Origin of the sequence: Hyphococcus flavus, from assembly GCF_028748065.1 — a bacterium.
GTDB classification, from domain to species: Bacteria; Pseudomonadota; Alphaproteobacteria; order Caulobacterales; family Parvularculaceae; genus Hyphococcus; species Hyphococcus flavus.
The window spans coordinates 2,913,684-2,927,944 of the sequence record NZ_CP118166.1; the positions used below are offsets into that span (position 1 = coordinate 2,913,684).

Below are 14,261 nucleotides of genomic sequence, written 5' to 3' on the forward strand. Positions count from 1 at the left end.
CAGCCTGGCCATGCGTTCTGTGTGGGCTAAAACAAGCTGGGCAAACGCTGTTTTACAGTTTCCATAACGCGGATCGCCACATCAGCTACATCACCGCGTGCGTCGATGACAGCGCAACGATCTGGACAGGTTTTTGCAATCTTCAAAAATGCTTGCCGCGCATTTTCCTGAAAGCCTTTTCCTTTAGATTCAAACCGTTGTTCGCCGCCACGTTCGCTTGAACGTTGCAATCCTTCTTCGATAGGCAAATCAAAAATCAACGTTAAATCAGGGTCGTTTTTGTCAACAACGAGTTTGTGCAAAATTAGAATCTGTTCTTCCCCCAATTCGCCTGCAATTCCCTGAAACGCCATTGTTGAGTCTGCAAAACGATCCGTTATCACAATCGCACCGCGTTCAAGAGCTGGTTTGATGGTGCGCTCCAGATGGTCTCGGCGCGACGCATACATCAACAAAGCTTCTGTCATGGGCGACCATCTGTCGGCGTCGCCCTCTAAAATCAGCTTTCTGATTTCTTCTGCTCCCTCGGAACCGCCCGGCTCTCGAGTTGTGACGACTTCATGACCAAGACCGCGCATTGCATCAGCCAAGAGTTTTAGTTGGGTTGTTTTGCCGGAGCCGTCGCCGCCTTCAAAGCTTATAAAAACGCCATTTGGCTTTTGTTTTGTCGCCATCAGTTTTGCGCGGATGCGACCTCGTCACTCGGTGGCTTGGCAAGCAGCTTTTTCGCAGCAATGCCTATCTTGCCCCATACGCCGGCTTCTCTGACAGATGTGCCGGCAAATAGCGGGTACTCACGCACTTTACCATCGGAAGCAGTAATCTTTAAAAACCCGATTTGTTGATTTTCCCGAATGGGCGCCGCAACCGGCCCCTCATAAACTATAGTCGCCTGAGAGTCATCAAACTGCGTTCGATGCAAGATCATATCCACGGGTGCGCGCGCAATTAAGGGTACGGATTTATCCTTGCCCTTGAACACCTCAGCTTCGCCGACAATGTCTCCTGGCTCAAAAAATGTCTTATTGCTGAAATCATTGAATGCAAGACGTATCAAGCGCGCTGATTCAGTCGTCCGTTCACGATTTGAATCGAGACCATTAACCACGACGATCCGGCGTTCGCCATTTTGCACCGCTGAGCCAACCAATCCGTACCCGGACTCTTCCGTATGACCAGTTTTCAGGCCGTCCGCGCCATCAACAAATCCCAACAATGGATTTCGGTTTTCCTGCCGAATTCGCTCCCAGGTGAATTCACGTTCCGCAAACAGAGCATAGTACTCGCCATATTCTGAAATAATTTTTCTGGAAAGAAGCGCTAGATCCCGCATGCTCATCTTCTGGTTTGGGTGCGGCATGCCGTGAGGGTTAGCGAATGTGGAATCCGTTAGCCCCCATTCGCGAGCCTTGCGGTTCATAAGCTCCGCAAAAGCTTCCTCTGACCCGGATATATTCTCAGCAACAACGATGCAGGCATCGTTACCGGACTGCACAATAATGCCGCGTAAAAGGTCAAGCACGGGGATTGCGGTATCGACCCGTACCCACATGGATGAGCCCTCTCGCTCTCTCCAGGCTTTCTCACTGACATCAAACTCATCGGTGAGCTGTAGAGAACCATCTTTCAGCCGTTCAAAAACGATCGCCACAGTCATCAACTTTGACATTGAGGCTGGCGCCGTCGGTACACGTGCGTTCTTCTCAAACAGAATTTCGCCCGTCCGATAGTCCATAATCACCGCATACTCGGCGGCGGTCTCTACCGGTCCATTTTGTGCGGCGGCGCCCCCATGAAACAGGCCCAAGGCTAGAACGGACGTGATTACTGTGAAAAAACTCAAGAATCTCAAAGTTTAGCTCCTCGAAGCATTATGACTGGTCAGGAAGATGTCTTTGTAACCTGTTGATTTTACGACAGAGTTAAGGCGTCAGCGTGACCAGCGCTGCATCACCATAACCTGCTTTGCGCACCGCTTCCAATCGCTGAGCGGCTGTTTCTATAGATGAAAATGGGCCAAGGTTAACCCGATAAAACACCGCCCCGGCTTCCGTCTCCACCCGCGAGAGGCGCAAAGTTCCGACATCACCCAACTCGGTGCGAAGACGGTCGATATGATCGAGGTTCGTCAGCGCCGCCACACGGATGATGTAGAGCGCTTGAGGCGCGGCTGCCGGACTTGATTTCGGATCAATCAGTCGCGCATCATCGGGGTCTGGCGTCGAAAGATCTGCTGCCGGGATCTGGCAAGCGCCTTCTGCCGGACTGCAAGCCTCTGCGATGGACGACGCTTCAGCCCCAGGAGTTAACGCTGGCGCGCTCTCGATGCTGGTCAACAGCTCAGAAATCTCGTCAGTCTCAGGGGCTGCAGGAGGCCCAGATGTGTCGGACGGCTCTTTGACTTCCGCAGCGCGCGCTACCCTGTCTATGGGTTCTTCCTGAGGCGGTCTGCTGCGATCAGAAGGCGCCGCCCTTGCCATCAGCGGCGCAGGGCCAGCGTATCTCACGCGAACCCGCGTAGTCCCTTGCTGTTCAAAATCCAGTTTGCGGGCCGCCTCTCGCGACATATCGATGATACGGTTATGGGCAAATGGGCCGCGGTCATTAACCCGTACTGTAATTGACCGCCCATTCTCAAGATTTGTCACTTCCACCATGGAAGGCAGCGGCAGCGTTGTATGGGCGGCCGAGAGCCTGTTCATGTCGAAAATCTCGCCATTAGCTGTAAGACGGCCATGGAATTGCGCGCCATACCAGGAAGCGACGCCGGTCTCGACATAGTTTGGGTCTTCCTTTGGATGGTACCAGCGGCCGTTAACCTTGTACGGCTTGCCGATTTTATAATGGGGCGAAGCGTCGCCCGGACTAGCTGTCCGCTGTGTGGCGCAACCAGCGACGGCGACAAGCGTGAATAAAGCCAAAAGCAGACGGAAGGGCTTGGACATGGAAACGTTAACGCCTCACTGACAAAAGCGGCGTATTGCCGCCTTTCTGCATTAGTCGACTCGCAGGCAGCCCGCAACTTGAAGTGAATTGGTCCAGACGGCTTGTCATTTTCCCGCGGTTCGTTATCTGTGCTTTTCGCATTTCGCGCTGGGGCCGTTTAGCTCTTGCGCGGCCCGGAGGGGTGGCAGAGTGGTCGAATGCGGCGGTCTTGAAAACCGTTGAGCGTGTGAGCGTTCCGTGGGTTCGAATCCCACCCCCTCCGCCACTTGAAGAATTTCCTGTACAACCTTTCTTCTCCGTCGCTACGCTGGATTGCCCGTGCTCACTGCGTTCTGACGTCATCTTGTACAAAACACTCAGAGCTATGTTGTACAATTCTGTTCGTGCCCTCGTGCGAGCGGTTACTCGTCTCTGAACCCAACTCCTGATGCAGCACTCAACACCTCCTCAATCTGGCGATTAAAACAACGCGCCAAATATAAGGCCTGCCAGAAAGATGAGGATAACCTTCCACCAAATGCGGGATTCCTCGAAGTTTACCCGCCCGGGGTTGCAGATTTTACCCGGCACACAACTGCCTCTATAGCCGTTCTTGTCGTCATCAGATGGCAAGAGTTAGAATAGGTCTGGCGCCAACATCGCAAGAGGGACAGCAATGGATTTGTTCGTCGCCATGGAGTTAGCGTTTAAAACGCTCGCAGCGCCGATTGTCTTCTTCATTGTGTTTTTGCTGGTGAGCGGATGGCGTCGCCAGAAACCGCAACAAGCTCCTCTTGCGAAGCGCGCATCCTGTGAAGGCGAACGAAACAGACAGACATGCGGCAAGCCGGTCTATAGATGCTCCAACTGCGGGGAAAGCGGCTGCGAACTTGATCGATGCAGCAATCGCGGTTTTGAGTACCCTGGCAAATGCCTTAGTTGTGGCTACCCAAACACAATGCAACGTCTGTAGATATATTAGACATATTTCATCCTTGTACTAACTGTAATAATTGGCTGTGCCCGACGCCGGAACTATCAGACCGCCCTCACGTTAGCTTGGTGCGCGTTGTCTTAGGGGGACTAGGACGCGCAGCGCCGGCGGAGACATCCGCCCCCGGCCCCGCTCTCTGCCGGCGCATTTATCTCGCAACAACAAAAAAAGCGCCCCGTAAACGAGGCGCTCTTTGCATAACACTAGGCAAAGTTTTAGTTATTATCGTTGACCGAGTCATCAATCTCATCGGCTGCGTCATCAATTGCATCACCGACATCTTCTGCGGCATTTTCAAGATCGCTGTCATTTGCTTCATCAAATAGATAGATTGCGCCAAAGACAGCCAGTACGCCTACGATAATCACAACAACTAAATTCTTGCCATTCATGGTTTGCTCCATTGATTGCTTGTACAATAAACACCAACCAGTCGTATTCGTTCCCCATTTTCACTGAACTCATCGCCTTTTTGCGTGTTGTTTTTAGTGGATGCAAAACAAACGGAGGAATGATGACAAACGAGATTTATTCAGCGCGAGCCATAGAACTCGGCGGTGGCGGCGGCGTAGCACGGTCTGATCGGAAAACACTGGCAGGCATGCTGGGTGCCGCTCTTGCCAGCACCTATACGCTCTACCATAAAACCCATGCATATCATTGGAACGTGACAGGGCCGCTTTTCTATAGCCTGCACAAGCTGACAGACGAACAATACCTGGATCTTGCTGAGGCCGCGGACGCGATTGCCGAACGAATACGCGCAATAGGCTTTGCGGCCCCTGTCGGACTTGCTGGTTATGCGGACAATGATGTTGTTCGTGACGTTGAAGGTACGCCTTCAGCGGGAGACATGATAGCCGAATTGGCAAGCGATCACATCGCTGTGGCGGCGCAGCTAAGAGATTTTGTGGAAGAAGCTGACAATACTGGAGATGTTTACACAGCGGACTTATTAACCGCTCGAATTGGCGTTCATGAAGAGGCTGCATGGATGCTTAACGCGATGTTGGTCGGCCATGAAGAAAAGAAGTAACTTCAAGAAAAACGGAGGGCGATGTCTCGCCCTCCGTTCATTTTAAATATTAATCTCTTCAAGCTGCTTTCGCCATAGTTTTACGGGGGGCGGCTGTAGACATATCTTTCAACCGCGTTCGCGCCCGCGACAAGCGTGATCGGATTGTACCGACAGGTGTTTTCATTTTACGGGCCGCATCGGCGTACTTCATCCCGTCAACAGCAACCAGCGAAATCAAATCCTGATCACGTTCGGGCAGTTTTTCAAATTGCTCCATTACCTCACGGTATTCGCATGCAGATTCTTGCGACGGCGCCGCAGCAAAAGTCGATTGCGGAGAATCGTCAATATCGACATGCACGCCCTGTGTTTTCTGTTTACGAATTTGATTGAGAAACAGGCGACGGCACAGCGTAAACATCCATGAGCGAAAATTTGTGCCCGGTTGATAATAGCTTGCCTTACGCAAAGCTCTCTCAACACTGTCCTGAACAAGATCTTCTGCCCGCTCCTGATTACGCGTAAGAGAAAGCGCAAACCTGTGAAGCGCCGGAAGAATTTCAGTAAGTTCATCTTTAGAAAACGTTGCGGTCATTTTTCTCACCTCGATTTGTTTCGGGTGCTGATTTGGATATGCACAAAGAAAACGAAAATCAAAACAATTCGTGTACGCCATTTGTTGAACTTAAGTTGCTCATGCCTGTAACGCAGACTTAGTCATTAACAGCATCAGCGCAACGACAATAAGATGTGGAGGAAGGGCAAGTGACAGAGCTGATGAAAGCGCGGCAACAGCCGTCACATACGTATGTTGATCAGGTTACGTGGGTGCTCGTAAGGGCCTGATTTCTAGGTGAGAATTTTACACAGAAAAAATCACGCCACACGGTCGCCACATTCTCAGAAGCGCACGTTACAGAAGTCTCATGACAATGGATTTAAGCTTTCAAAAATTACATGTTAGGCGTGAACATGAAGTCATGAACTTCACTTCATATCGGCCAAATCTGAACTTATGGACAGTAATTAAAAAACGCTAAGACTTGTCAGCGCTGCTTTTCAATGCGGCTTCCACAGTCTCGTCTACAACGCCAAAGTCACGAGTTGTGGCTTCTGCATCGGGTTCCTCGAAATGCGGTGTCGCTATCAAACCCCGTCGCAATAATTCCCTGATCGCGGCCGCACGTGTCGGCATGCGGTTTTCAAAGCGCCAATCGTCAATTGCCTGAAGCTCTTTTTCATCCAGCATAAGCTGAAGTTTTTCAGTTCTTTTCAGATTCTCACGTTCGGGCATTGCGCCAGGACACTCCACATCAACGATCTTTTGATCAACTGACGTTACTTACGCTAATACTGTAGCTTAAGCTAGTAGATATAGTGGCTATTCAATCCTGGCGGAAATCTGGTCCTAAACCCGCTAATTTATTGATATCGTGCAGTTCTTTGTGGCTCGACAATAAAGGGATTACGGCGCTCTAGCCAGCGGACCAACTGTTGATCGCCTTCGATTGCAGCAATCCAGTCAGCGATTCGCGTCTTAATCAGCGGTTGCTGAACCTCTTCAAATGCCCGTTCCAGGACGGCTTTTAATGTGCGATCGCGGCGCAACAAAGCCCTCAGGCCGGGACCCTCCAATTTAATACGTTCCATTTGACGGGGTGAAATATCAACATTGCTCTCTCTCCGGGGCGCATCCGGCATCAAGCTGTAAAGGCCTGATAAAATCTCCATCCTCCGTTCGGCGCATTCCGCAGCGATCCGCTCAAGCAGCGACGATCCGCCTGCCTTTTGTGAATAATACATATAATCACTAAGAACGGCGCAGCATTCAGCGATTGCGAATCTAATGTGTTGTTGCAGGCGCCAGGAAATTCGAATGGGCTTACTGTTCGACAGTTTTCGGGCAAGCGCACGAGCCCGTTCGTCATCAATAAGCATTTGTTCCACAGACTTGCGAATACTGTCCGGTAAATCTTCCTGATTTACATATTGTCGTACATAATCCTCACCGAGGATGTTTACTTCTATGTTCGAGCTACCTTGAACCATAATTTTCGAACACAAGATTGCCTGAAAAGTTCGCAATAATTCCAAAAAATTTGACGTAGCGCGTACTTATATGCGCTTTTCACCAAACAAATTTTGGAACGCCTCAAATCATTGCGTGTTTAGAGCTTGAACCGTCATTTAAAGATGACGTTTTAACGAAGTGCGCTGATCAAAGGAGGTTGCTATGCTCGGTTGGGCGCTCACATTCTTTATTATCGCTATTGTCGCTGCTGTTTTCGGATTTGGCGGCATTGCCGCTGGCGCTGCCGGCATTGCGAAAATTCTGTTCTTTATCTTTATCGTACTGTTCCTGTTGGCGATGGTTGCGCGTGCAGTTCGCGGCCGACCGCCCGTCTAAGAACAAAACACGGTGTTCCCTCAAGAGGCGCTTTTAAAGCGCCTCTTTTTTTGCAACCGGAACCCGAGCCAGTTCTTTTGTGTTCACTCTATGGAGCCAATGAAAGGAAAAAACGATGAACGACGATCAGATCAAAGGCAAATGGACCCAGCTTAAAGGCAAAGCCAAAGAAACCTGGGGCGAGCTTACCGACAATGACCTGATGGAAGTCGAAGGCGATGTCGAAAAGCTCACCGGCAAGCTTCAAGAACGTTACGGCATTGAACGAGAAGAAGCCAAAAAACGCATCGATGAATGGCGCGCACAGGTATAATAAAGCTTAGCCGCTAATTAAAACCCTGGTTGCGGACCTCTAAATATTGAATTTAACGCCCTGAGCCAAAGGTAATTCCGTGGAATAGTTTACCGTTTGGGTTTGGCGGCGCATGTAGGCTTTCCAGGCGTCGGAACCGGACTCCCTGCCCCCGCCCGTTTCCTTTTCGCCGCCAAATGCGCCGCCGATCTCTGCACCTGACGGGCCTATATTCACATTGGCGATGCCGCAATCAGACCCCGTCGCGGACAGAAAACGCTCAGCCTCGAGAACATCTCGGGTAAATATGCAGGACGACAATCCCTGATCTACGTTGTTTTGCATTTCGATGGCTTCATCAAGGTCGTTATATTTCATTACATAAAGAATTGGCGCGAAAGTTTCTTCGCAAACGATACCGTCATGTTTGGGGAGTTCTACTAAGGAGGGCCTTACATACCAGCCACTGTCGCCGACGCGTTCTCCACCTGTGATAGTCGCGCCTTGCACCTTGGCGCGATCAAGGGCGTAATGCATCCGATCAAACGCAGCCTTGTCAACCAAAGGACCGACTAGCGTTCCAGTTTCAAGCGGGTCCCCCACGGGCAGAGACGCGTAAGCGGCTTTCAGCCGAGGCACAAACTCGTCGTAAATCGAAGAATGAACAAACAGGCGCCGCAATGTCGTGCATCGTTGACCCGCTGTGCCAGCCGCTGAGAAACAAACACCCCGTAACGCAAGTTCTGTATCAGCAGACGGCGCGATGATGCCGGCGTTATTACCGCCGAGTTCGAGAAGAACACGGCCGAAACGATTGGCGACGCGGGGACCTACTTCTCTGCCCATGCGCGTTGATCCGGTAGCGGAGACAAGCCTGACCCTTCTATCGTCCACGAGTTGTTCCCCGGTTTCACGCCCGCCGATAATCAATGATGACAATCCAGCTGGCGCGTCGCCAAATTTCTTGATTGCACGGTGCAGCAGCGCATGTGTCGCGAGTGCCGTCAGAGGCGTTTTTTCCGACGGTTTCCAGATGATCGAGTTGCCGCATGCAAGCGCCAGCGCCGCGTTCCATGACCAGACCGCGACAGGAAAATTGAACGCCGAGATAATGCCGACCGGCCCCAATGGTTGCCACGCTTCACGCATGTGATGACCAGGGCGTTCAGAGGCGATCGTCAATCCGTATAATTGCCGTGAAAGACCAACTGCAAAATCGCAGATGTCGATCATTTCCTGCACTTCGCCGAGCCCTTCGGACAGGATCTTCCCGCATTCAATAGTGACCAGCCTGCCGAGGTCTTCCTTGTGGGCGCGCAGCTCTTCACCCAGCAGCCGGACAAGTTCTCCGCGCCGCGGCGCCGGGACAGATCGCCATTGCAAAAACGCGTCCTGAGATTGGGCGATCTTTGTTTCTACGCCCGCCGCATCATCCATGGCGATCCGCGCGATCTCGGAGCCGTCAATCGGCGTATCGACTATGAGTTCGCCGTTTTTCAGTGCAGCTTCGTCAACGCCTAGGCGAGATATGATGTCAGTGATGTTCATTTGTGTCTCCTCTGGGAACCGAGGACTACACCCCTACCCAGCTTTTCAGCAACGCCCCGACCAGATACGCGACGCCGGCGGCCGTCATGCCAATAGCGAATGTTTCAAGGCCAGACCACCACCAACGCGCTGTTGACCATTTCGATTTGACCGCGCCGATGCCGAAAAACACGGCGCTCGTCATGACGCTGGCAACGACTAGCGCGTTGCTCAACCCTCCGAACAGAAACGGCACCAGGGGAACAGCTCCGCAGATAAAGAACGCCGCAAAAGTGATAAGTCCCGACTTCACCGCTGAACGCTCTACTTTTGGCGCGCCGTGTTCTTCCTCGAGCATGACGCGCACCCAGCGTTCCTGACTTTCGGTGATGATCTCGACAGCGCGCTCAAGGTCATCGCCTTCAAAACCTTTGGCGGCGAAAATCTGCCTGACCTCTTCCCTTTCACCTTCCGGCGTCAACGCAATATGGCGCAGTTCCATTTGCTTGAGACGTTCATACTCATCCTTTTCAGCTTTGACCCCGGAGTAGTTTCCAGCGGCCATGGAGAACCCGTCAGCGAGAAGGTTTGCGGCCCCCAGTATGAGAATGACCTTGGTTGAAAGCGCCGCACCCGCGACACCGGCGACAATGGCAAAGGTGGTAACCGCCCCGTCGATCCCGCCGAGCACCCAGTCGCGGAGATAATTGATCTCCGGCCCTTCCTTTAACCGCTCTGCAATCGCTCGCGGACTATGACCGTGTTCTATATCATCGGTGCTGGTATCTGGGTCCATCGCCGGATGTTATGCGGCTTGCCGCTCAGTTTCGTCAATTCTTTACGCCAGCGTGTTGCGTGTGATCGCGGCAGGACTTAAACCCACGCCCGTTTGCGTCTTTTGAATATAGCGAGCGACATGACCCAAAAATATACATCTGTGCCTGAGCTGAGCCTTCGCGCCTATACAGACGGCGATGCGGCTGCGCGCGCCGAATTCGAAGCAGCTCTTTTTCAAGGGTTCAAATATTTCGGGTTCATCATATTAAAAGATCACAAAGTCAGCCATGAGTTATTAGCTCGCGCGTACGACCAAAGTGCAGCTTTTTTCGCTCTGAGCGACGCAGAAAAATCACCCTTTGTTCAAGCGGACGGCCAGCGCGGATATACGCCGTTTGGTAAGGAACACGCTAAGGATTCAAAGCACCCGGACCTGAAAGAGTTCTGGCATGTGGGCCGTGAGTTTGAGCCAACTTCTCCGCTTGCAAAAATATACGAGCCAAACCTCTGGCCGGACGAGCCATCAGAGTTTCGCAATACATTTCTCGAACTGTTCGACGCGCTTGAAGAAGCTGGCCTTGTTATGCTGGAAGCGCTGGCCCCGTCGCTCAATGTGCCACGCGACTACTTTCGCGACATGGCGACCGATGGAAACTCAATTCTTCGATTGTTGCATTACCCGCCAATTCCTGATGGCGCAGACCCCGGCGCGATCCGCGCAGCGGCGCATGAGGATATCAACCTCATCACTATCCTTGTCGCAGCCGAAGGCGGCGGGCTGGAACTTCTGGACCGCCACGGCAAATGGCTGGCGATTGATACGGACCCGGAAAACCTGATCGTTGATGCGGGCGATATGCTCGCGCGGATTACGAATGACGTTATACCAGCGACTACCCATCGCGTGGTCAATCCGACCGGGCCGAACGTTTCACGTTATTCCATGCCATTCTTCATGCACCCTCATCCTGACGCTATGCTTTCATGCATCGAAAGCTGCCGTAATGGCGGCGCAAAACACCCTGATATTCGCGCCGATGATTTTCTCCGGCAACGCCTCAAAGAAATCGGTCTGACAGCGTGACGTTTTCGATCCGAACGGGCGTCAAGGAAGATATTCCGGCCCTATGCGAAATTGAACATGATGCTGCACAAGCCTATCGCGCTGTTGGCTATGACTTTTGTGCGGATGGAGCCGTACGCGACGAGGAAGAGCATTTGCGCGGCATCAATGAAGGCGCCCTCTTCGTATCGGAAAGCGAGGGAGAGCCGTCCGGTTTCATTCTGTTATGGCCTGTAGACGGACACGCGCACATTACCGAAATTTCCGTCGCCACGCGATTTCAACAGCACGGTATCGGGCGAGCGTTGATCGATAAGGGTGAGGAATGGGCGCGAAACGCCGGTTATTCTGCGATCACCCTGACTACTTTCACCGAGGTGCCGTGGAACGCGCCTTTTTACCGTTCAATCGGCTATTCTGATTATACGCCCGGCGCCGACGAGCCTGAGCTAGCCTCGGTTCAGTCTACTGAGGCTGAGTATGGCTTTCATGCAAAGCCGCGCATCGCGATGGTCAAACGCCTGAAAAGCTAGAGAGCCGGGCGAAAAAGTCGAATCCGGTTTTCGCAAATCCGGCGCAACAAATAAGAATCTAGATCATCAAATGATCTAACCTTATCGCCCGATGATCTAGATTACTCGCAGTGCCAGCACGTTTCCATAAACCCCGGCGATCCGATCGGGCTTCCCGGCGGGACGTCGGGCGCGCCGACAACGCCGGAACGCGCTGGCGCGGGACGATCAAAATGCCGCTCGATATTGGCGATCAACCATTCGCGGTGCGCACGATCGGGTGTCTGTCCTTCCAACAAACCTGGCGATAATCGGGTGCGAAGGCCCTTTAGATACATATCAATTATCGCCTGTACGTTTGATGGCGCCGTCGCACCCGCTCCGTTTGAAAGCCCTACAGCGGCAGCTTGAGCTTCACCTTCCGAAGGCGCGCCGCCACTCAATGCAATCAGTGTAGAAACAAATCGTGTCTGAAGCCGTTGCGCAATCGCCTGCCTCCTTGCCGAAGGCTGACTCGCAAAAATCTGCTGTTCAATTGAGGTGAGCACGTCGTTGACGCCAAGGCGCGACGGCTGCCGGCTTTGATAGTCAGCCAGCCGAGCCGTCCGGTCAGGATGCAAAAGTGCGCCAATAGTGATGGCAGCAGCACTGTCCGCCGCCGTAAGCACGTCAAATACCGGACCTGTTTCACTCGCAAACGTTTCCGCAATATTGTTCGAGCCAAAGGCGCCAAGTGGTGGCGTCAGTTGATTCACGAGACTGTCAGGCAGCGCCAACGCGGCGGGATCCAGTGTTTCGACAAGCGCTGCCAAGGCTTCGCGCTGGCGTTCGTCACTAACGGGTGCGCCAGGCGTAAGCGCGTCCCCTTTTTCATTATAGGAAAATTCAAATCCGCCGACTGATTTTGCGGCCGCTGCGATCTGATACCGATGGTAAAGATAGATCGGCACCAGCACGCTGCGCATCTCAGCCATGCCAGAGCCATCCTTGATGACGCGCGCGCCAAAATTTTCAAGGGCTATGCGGCGCACGTTCATAGTCTGTCGCAACATAGCGACTGCGTCAGCGCCATTGTCCCAAACGCTTGCATAAGGGTGGGCCGTCGCAACGCTTCTCGCTTCCCGGTCGCCAACAAACATCAAACCGCTGGCGTACCCTTCGCGCAGAATGGTTTCCAACTCCTCTTCTTCGTCAGCGTCTTCAGGAAATTCAGCATAAAGCCAAGTTGCAGCAAGCTTATCCCATTCGCCGATGCCGTCATCATAAGCCTGACTAAGATCAAGCGTTCCGTCAGAGCTTACGGAAACTAGCGGGGCCGGATAGTCCATTACTGACGCGCGATCATTGGAAGAAGCCGCAAAGTTATGTGCAAAACCCAGTGAATGGCCGACTTCATGCGCAGAGAGTTGCTTGATGCGATTAAGGGCGATGGTCACCGGATCATTCGGTCCGCCCTCACCCGAATTATCTGCGCCGACGAGACCTTCAAAGATCATCCTGTCCTGACGTACCCGTTGGGAACCCAAAATAACGCTTCCTTTAAGCATTTCTCCGGTGCGCGGGTCATGAACGCCGCCGCCATAGGACCAGCCACGGGTCTGACGGTGGGTCCACGAGATTACGTTATAGCGAATGTCTCGCGGGTGAACGCCTTCAGGCAGCGGTTCCACACGAAAGGCGTTTTCAAAACCGGCCGCCTCAAACGCATCAGCCCACCAGGATGCGCCTTCAATCAGCGCTTCACTGATTTGCGGAGGTGCGCCGGCGTCAACATAAAACACGATGGGCTCTTTTGCCGGACTTACCGCTTGTGTGGGGTCTTCTTTTTCCAGCCTATACCTTCGCGCAACAGACCGCAGAATTGGTTCTTCCAGTGGTGATGAAAAATCGTAATGCGGAACATCAATTGCACCGGAACGGGGGTCGAACGCGCGCGGCTCATAACCTGCTTCAGGCAAGCGCACCAATGAATGATGCTGCACCAGCGTGATCGACCGGCCGTCAGCCGCCGTTGCACGCACTTCCGAACCAGGACTATCGCTCGTCAGCGTCATGAAGGCGTCAAATTCAACATTGTCAGGAAAGGCGAGTGCGTTCGCTGCATCGGGAAAGGTCCTATCACTCGCTATAGAAAATGACCCGCCTCTCGGGTGGTTCTTCAAGGATGAAACTATGCCTAGAGAGTCCCGCGTCAGAAAACTTGAAATATCAACGAGTATCTGACCGTTCGGACCTGTGGCGCTGATATCGCCAGACCATAAAAATGAACGGGCAAATGACTCTCTTACAGCTCTACGTTCAAGCGCGTTGTCGGAACTCGCGCGATAAGTCCAGTTTTCCTGTTCGGCGATCAACTTGTTGCCCAGTTTCCGAAACGCGACCAAAGAACCGTTGTCGAATAAACCCCTGTCCAACCCAACAGGATTTGAACCCAGGCCAGATGTAAGGCCTGAAGCGTAAATAGCCCTAAGCGATACGCCTTCAGTATCAGGTGCTGGAAAGACCGCGAAAACCTTGCCGCCTTGTTCATCAGCAAACAATGTCAGGAAACCGTCTTTACGTGTCAGTTCAGCAACCGACTCATCAACCCAAACATTCGCAGGAGCCTCTATGGTCTGTTCTGGCTCTGTGCTCTGTTGAGGCGTTTCTGGCGAAGAACAACCAGCGGCGATAAGTGCAATGGCAGCAAAGGCGTAAAGGCGCATTTAAGTCCCCTTGAATTGTATTTGCCGGGAAGCTGCCGGAA

15 protein-coding genes and 1 tRNA gene are annotated in these 14,261 nt (G+C 52.6%); 6 read left to right on the top strand and 10 right to left on the bottom strand.

Annotated elements, in window-relative coordinates; translation table 11 throughout:
* Positions 1-26 precede the first annotated feature (26 nt).
* The 3 genes from tmk to PUV54_RS13960 all read right to left on the bottom strand — a co-directional run bounded on the left by tmk (position 27) and on the right by PUV54_RS13960 (position 2,945).
* Entirely contained in the window at positions 27-674 is a 648-nt protein-coding gene (gene tmk / locus PUV54_RS13950; RefSeq protein WP_274492877.1) for a dTMP kinase, read from the bottom strand.
* Positions 674-1,852, bottom strand: a complete 1,179-nt coding sequence (locus tag PUV54_RS13955) for a D-alanyl-D-alanine carboxypeptidase family protein (RefSeq protein ID WP_274492878.1) — start codon at positions 1,850-1,852, stop codon at positions 674-676. The genes tmk and PUV54_RS13955 overlap by 1 nt, the downstream gene beginning before the upstream one ends.
* A 70-nt stretch (positions 1,853-1,922) precedes the next feature.
* A complete protein-coding gene (locus PUV54_RS13960) occupies positions 1,923-2,945 on the bottom strand; it encodes a septal ring lytic transglycosylase RlpA family protein (RefSeq protein WP_274492879.1) in 1,023 nt (340 codons plus the stop codon).
* A gap of 176 nt (positions 2,946-3,121) precedes the next feature.
* Here PUV54_RS13960 and PUV54_RS13965 point away from each other — a divergent pair.
* Positions 3,122-3,211: transfer RNA gene (locus PUV54_RS13965), tRNA-Ser, on the top strand.
* Between the two features lie 923 nt (positions 3,212-4,134).
* Here the strand turns inward: PUV54_RS13965 and PUV54_RS13970 are convergent.
* Positions 4,135-4,311, bottom strand: coding sequence for a hypothetical protein (locus tag PUV54_RS13970; RefSeq protein ID WP_274492880.1), 177 nt, complete (start codon positions 4,309-4,311; stop codon positions 4,135-4,137).
* Between the two features lie 122 nt (positions 4,312-4,433).
* Here PUV54_RS13970 and PUV54_RS13975 point away from each other — a divergent pair, with 122 nt between their 5' ends.
* Entirely contained in the window at positions 4,434-4,955 is a 522-nt protein-coding gene (locus PUV54_RS13975; protein WP_274492881.1) for a Dps family protein, read from the top strand.
* 58 nt (positions 4,956-5,013) lie between these two features.
* Here PUV54_RS13975 and PUV54_RS13980 read toward each other — a convergent pair whose 3' ends face one another.
* The 3 genes from PUV54_RS13980 to PUV54_RS13990 form a co-directional block, all read right to left on the bottom strand.
* Positions 5,014-5,532 (bottom strand): RNA polymerase sigma factor, encoded by a 519-nt coding sequence (locus PUV54_RS13980; RefSeq protein ID WP_274492882.1) that lies wholly within the window; start codon positions 5,530-5,532, stop codon positions 5,014-5,016.
* Between the two features lie 441 nt (positions 5,533-5,973).
* Positions 5,974-6,231, bottom strand: coding sequence for a hypothetical protein (locus PUV54_RS13985; protein ID WP_274492883.1), 258 nt, complete (start codon positions 6,229-6,231; stop codon positions 5,974-5,976).
* 128 nt (positions 6,232-6,359) lie between these two features.
* On the bottom strand, positions 6,360-6,986 hold the full coding sequence (locus tag PUV54_RS13990) for a hypothetical protein (protein ID WP_274492884.1): 627 nt from the start codon (positions 6,984-6,986) through the stop codon (positions 6,360-6,362).
* Between the two features lie 184 nt (positions 6,987-7,170).
* On the opposite strand from PUV54_RS13990, the gene PUV54_RS13995 reads away from it, so the two are divergent.
* Together PUV54_RS13995 and PUV54_RS14000 are read left to right on the top strand one after the other, a co-directional pair.
* Positions 7,171-7,344 (top strand): DUF1328 domain-containing protein, encoded by a 174-nt coding sequence (locus PUV54_RS13995; RefSeq protein WP_274492885.1) that lies wholly within the window; start codon positions 7,171-7,173, stop codon positions 7,342-7,344.
* A 115-nt stretch (positions 7,345-7,459) separates the two neighbouring features.
* Positions 7,460-7,657 carry a CsbD family protein gene (locus PUV54_RS14000; protein WP_274492886.1) on the top strand — a complete coding sequence of 66 codons (198 nt, stop codon included), beginning with the start codon at positions 7,460-7,462 and terminating at the stop codon, positions 7,655-7,657.
* Positions 7,658-7,696: 39 nt separating this feature from the next.
* Here PUV54_RS14000 and amaB read toward each other — a convergent pair whose 3' ends face one another.
* Positions 7,697-9,184, bottom strand: coding sequence for an L-piperidine-6-carboxylate dehydrogenase (gene amaB / locus PUV54_RS14005; RefSeq protein ID WP_274492887.1), 1,488 nt, complete (start codon positions 9,182-9,184; stop codon positions 7,697-7,699).
* Positions 9,185-9,209: 25 nt separating this feature from the next.
* Positions 9,210-9,959, bottom strand: a complete 750-nt coding sequence (locus PUV54_RS14010; RefSeq protein ID WP_274492888.1) for a VIT1/CCC1 transporter family protein — start codon at positions 9,957-9,959, stop codon at positions 9,210-9,212.
* Between the two features lie 120 nt (positions 9,960-10,079).
* Here PUV54_RS14010 and PUV54_RS14015 point away from each other — a divergent pair, with 120 nt between their 5' ends.
* Complete coding sequence (locus PUV54_RS14015) at positions 10,080-11,024, top strand: isopenicillin N synthase family dioxygenase (RefSeq protein WP_274492889.1); 945 nt, start codon at positions 10,080-10,082, stop codon at positions 11,022-11,024.
* Positions 11,021-11,536 (top strand): GNAT family N-acetyltransferase, encoded by a 516-nt coding sequence (locus PUV54_RS14020; RefSeq protein ID WP_274492890.1) that lies wholly within the window; start codon positions 11,021-11,023, stop codon positions 11,534-11,536. The genes PUV54_RS14015 and PUV54_RS14020 overlap by 4 nt, the downstream gene beginning before the upstream one ends.
* A gap of 101 nt (positions 11,537-11,637) precedes the next feature.
* On the opposite strand, the gene PUV54_RS14025 is transcribed toward PUV54_RS14020, so the two are convergent.
* A complete protein-coding gene (locus PUV54_RS14025) occupies positions 11,638-14,220 on the bottom strand; it encodes a zinc-dependent metalloprotease (protein ID WP_274492891.1) in 2,583 nt (860 codons plus the stop codon).
* Between the last annotated feature and the right edge of the window lie 41 nt (positions 14,221-14,261).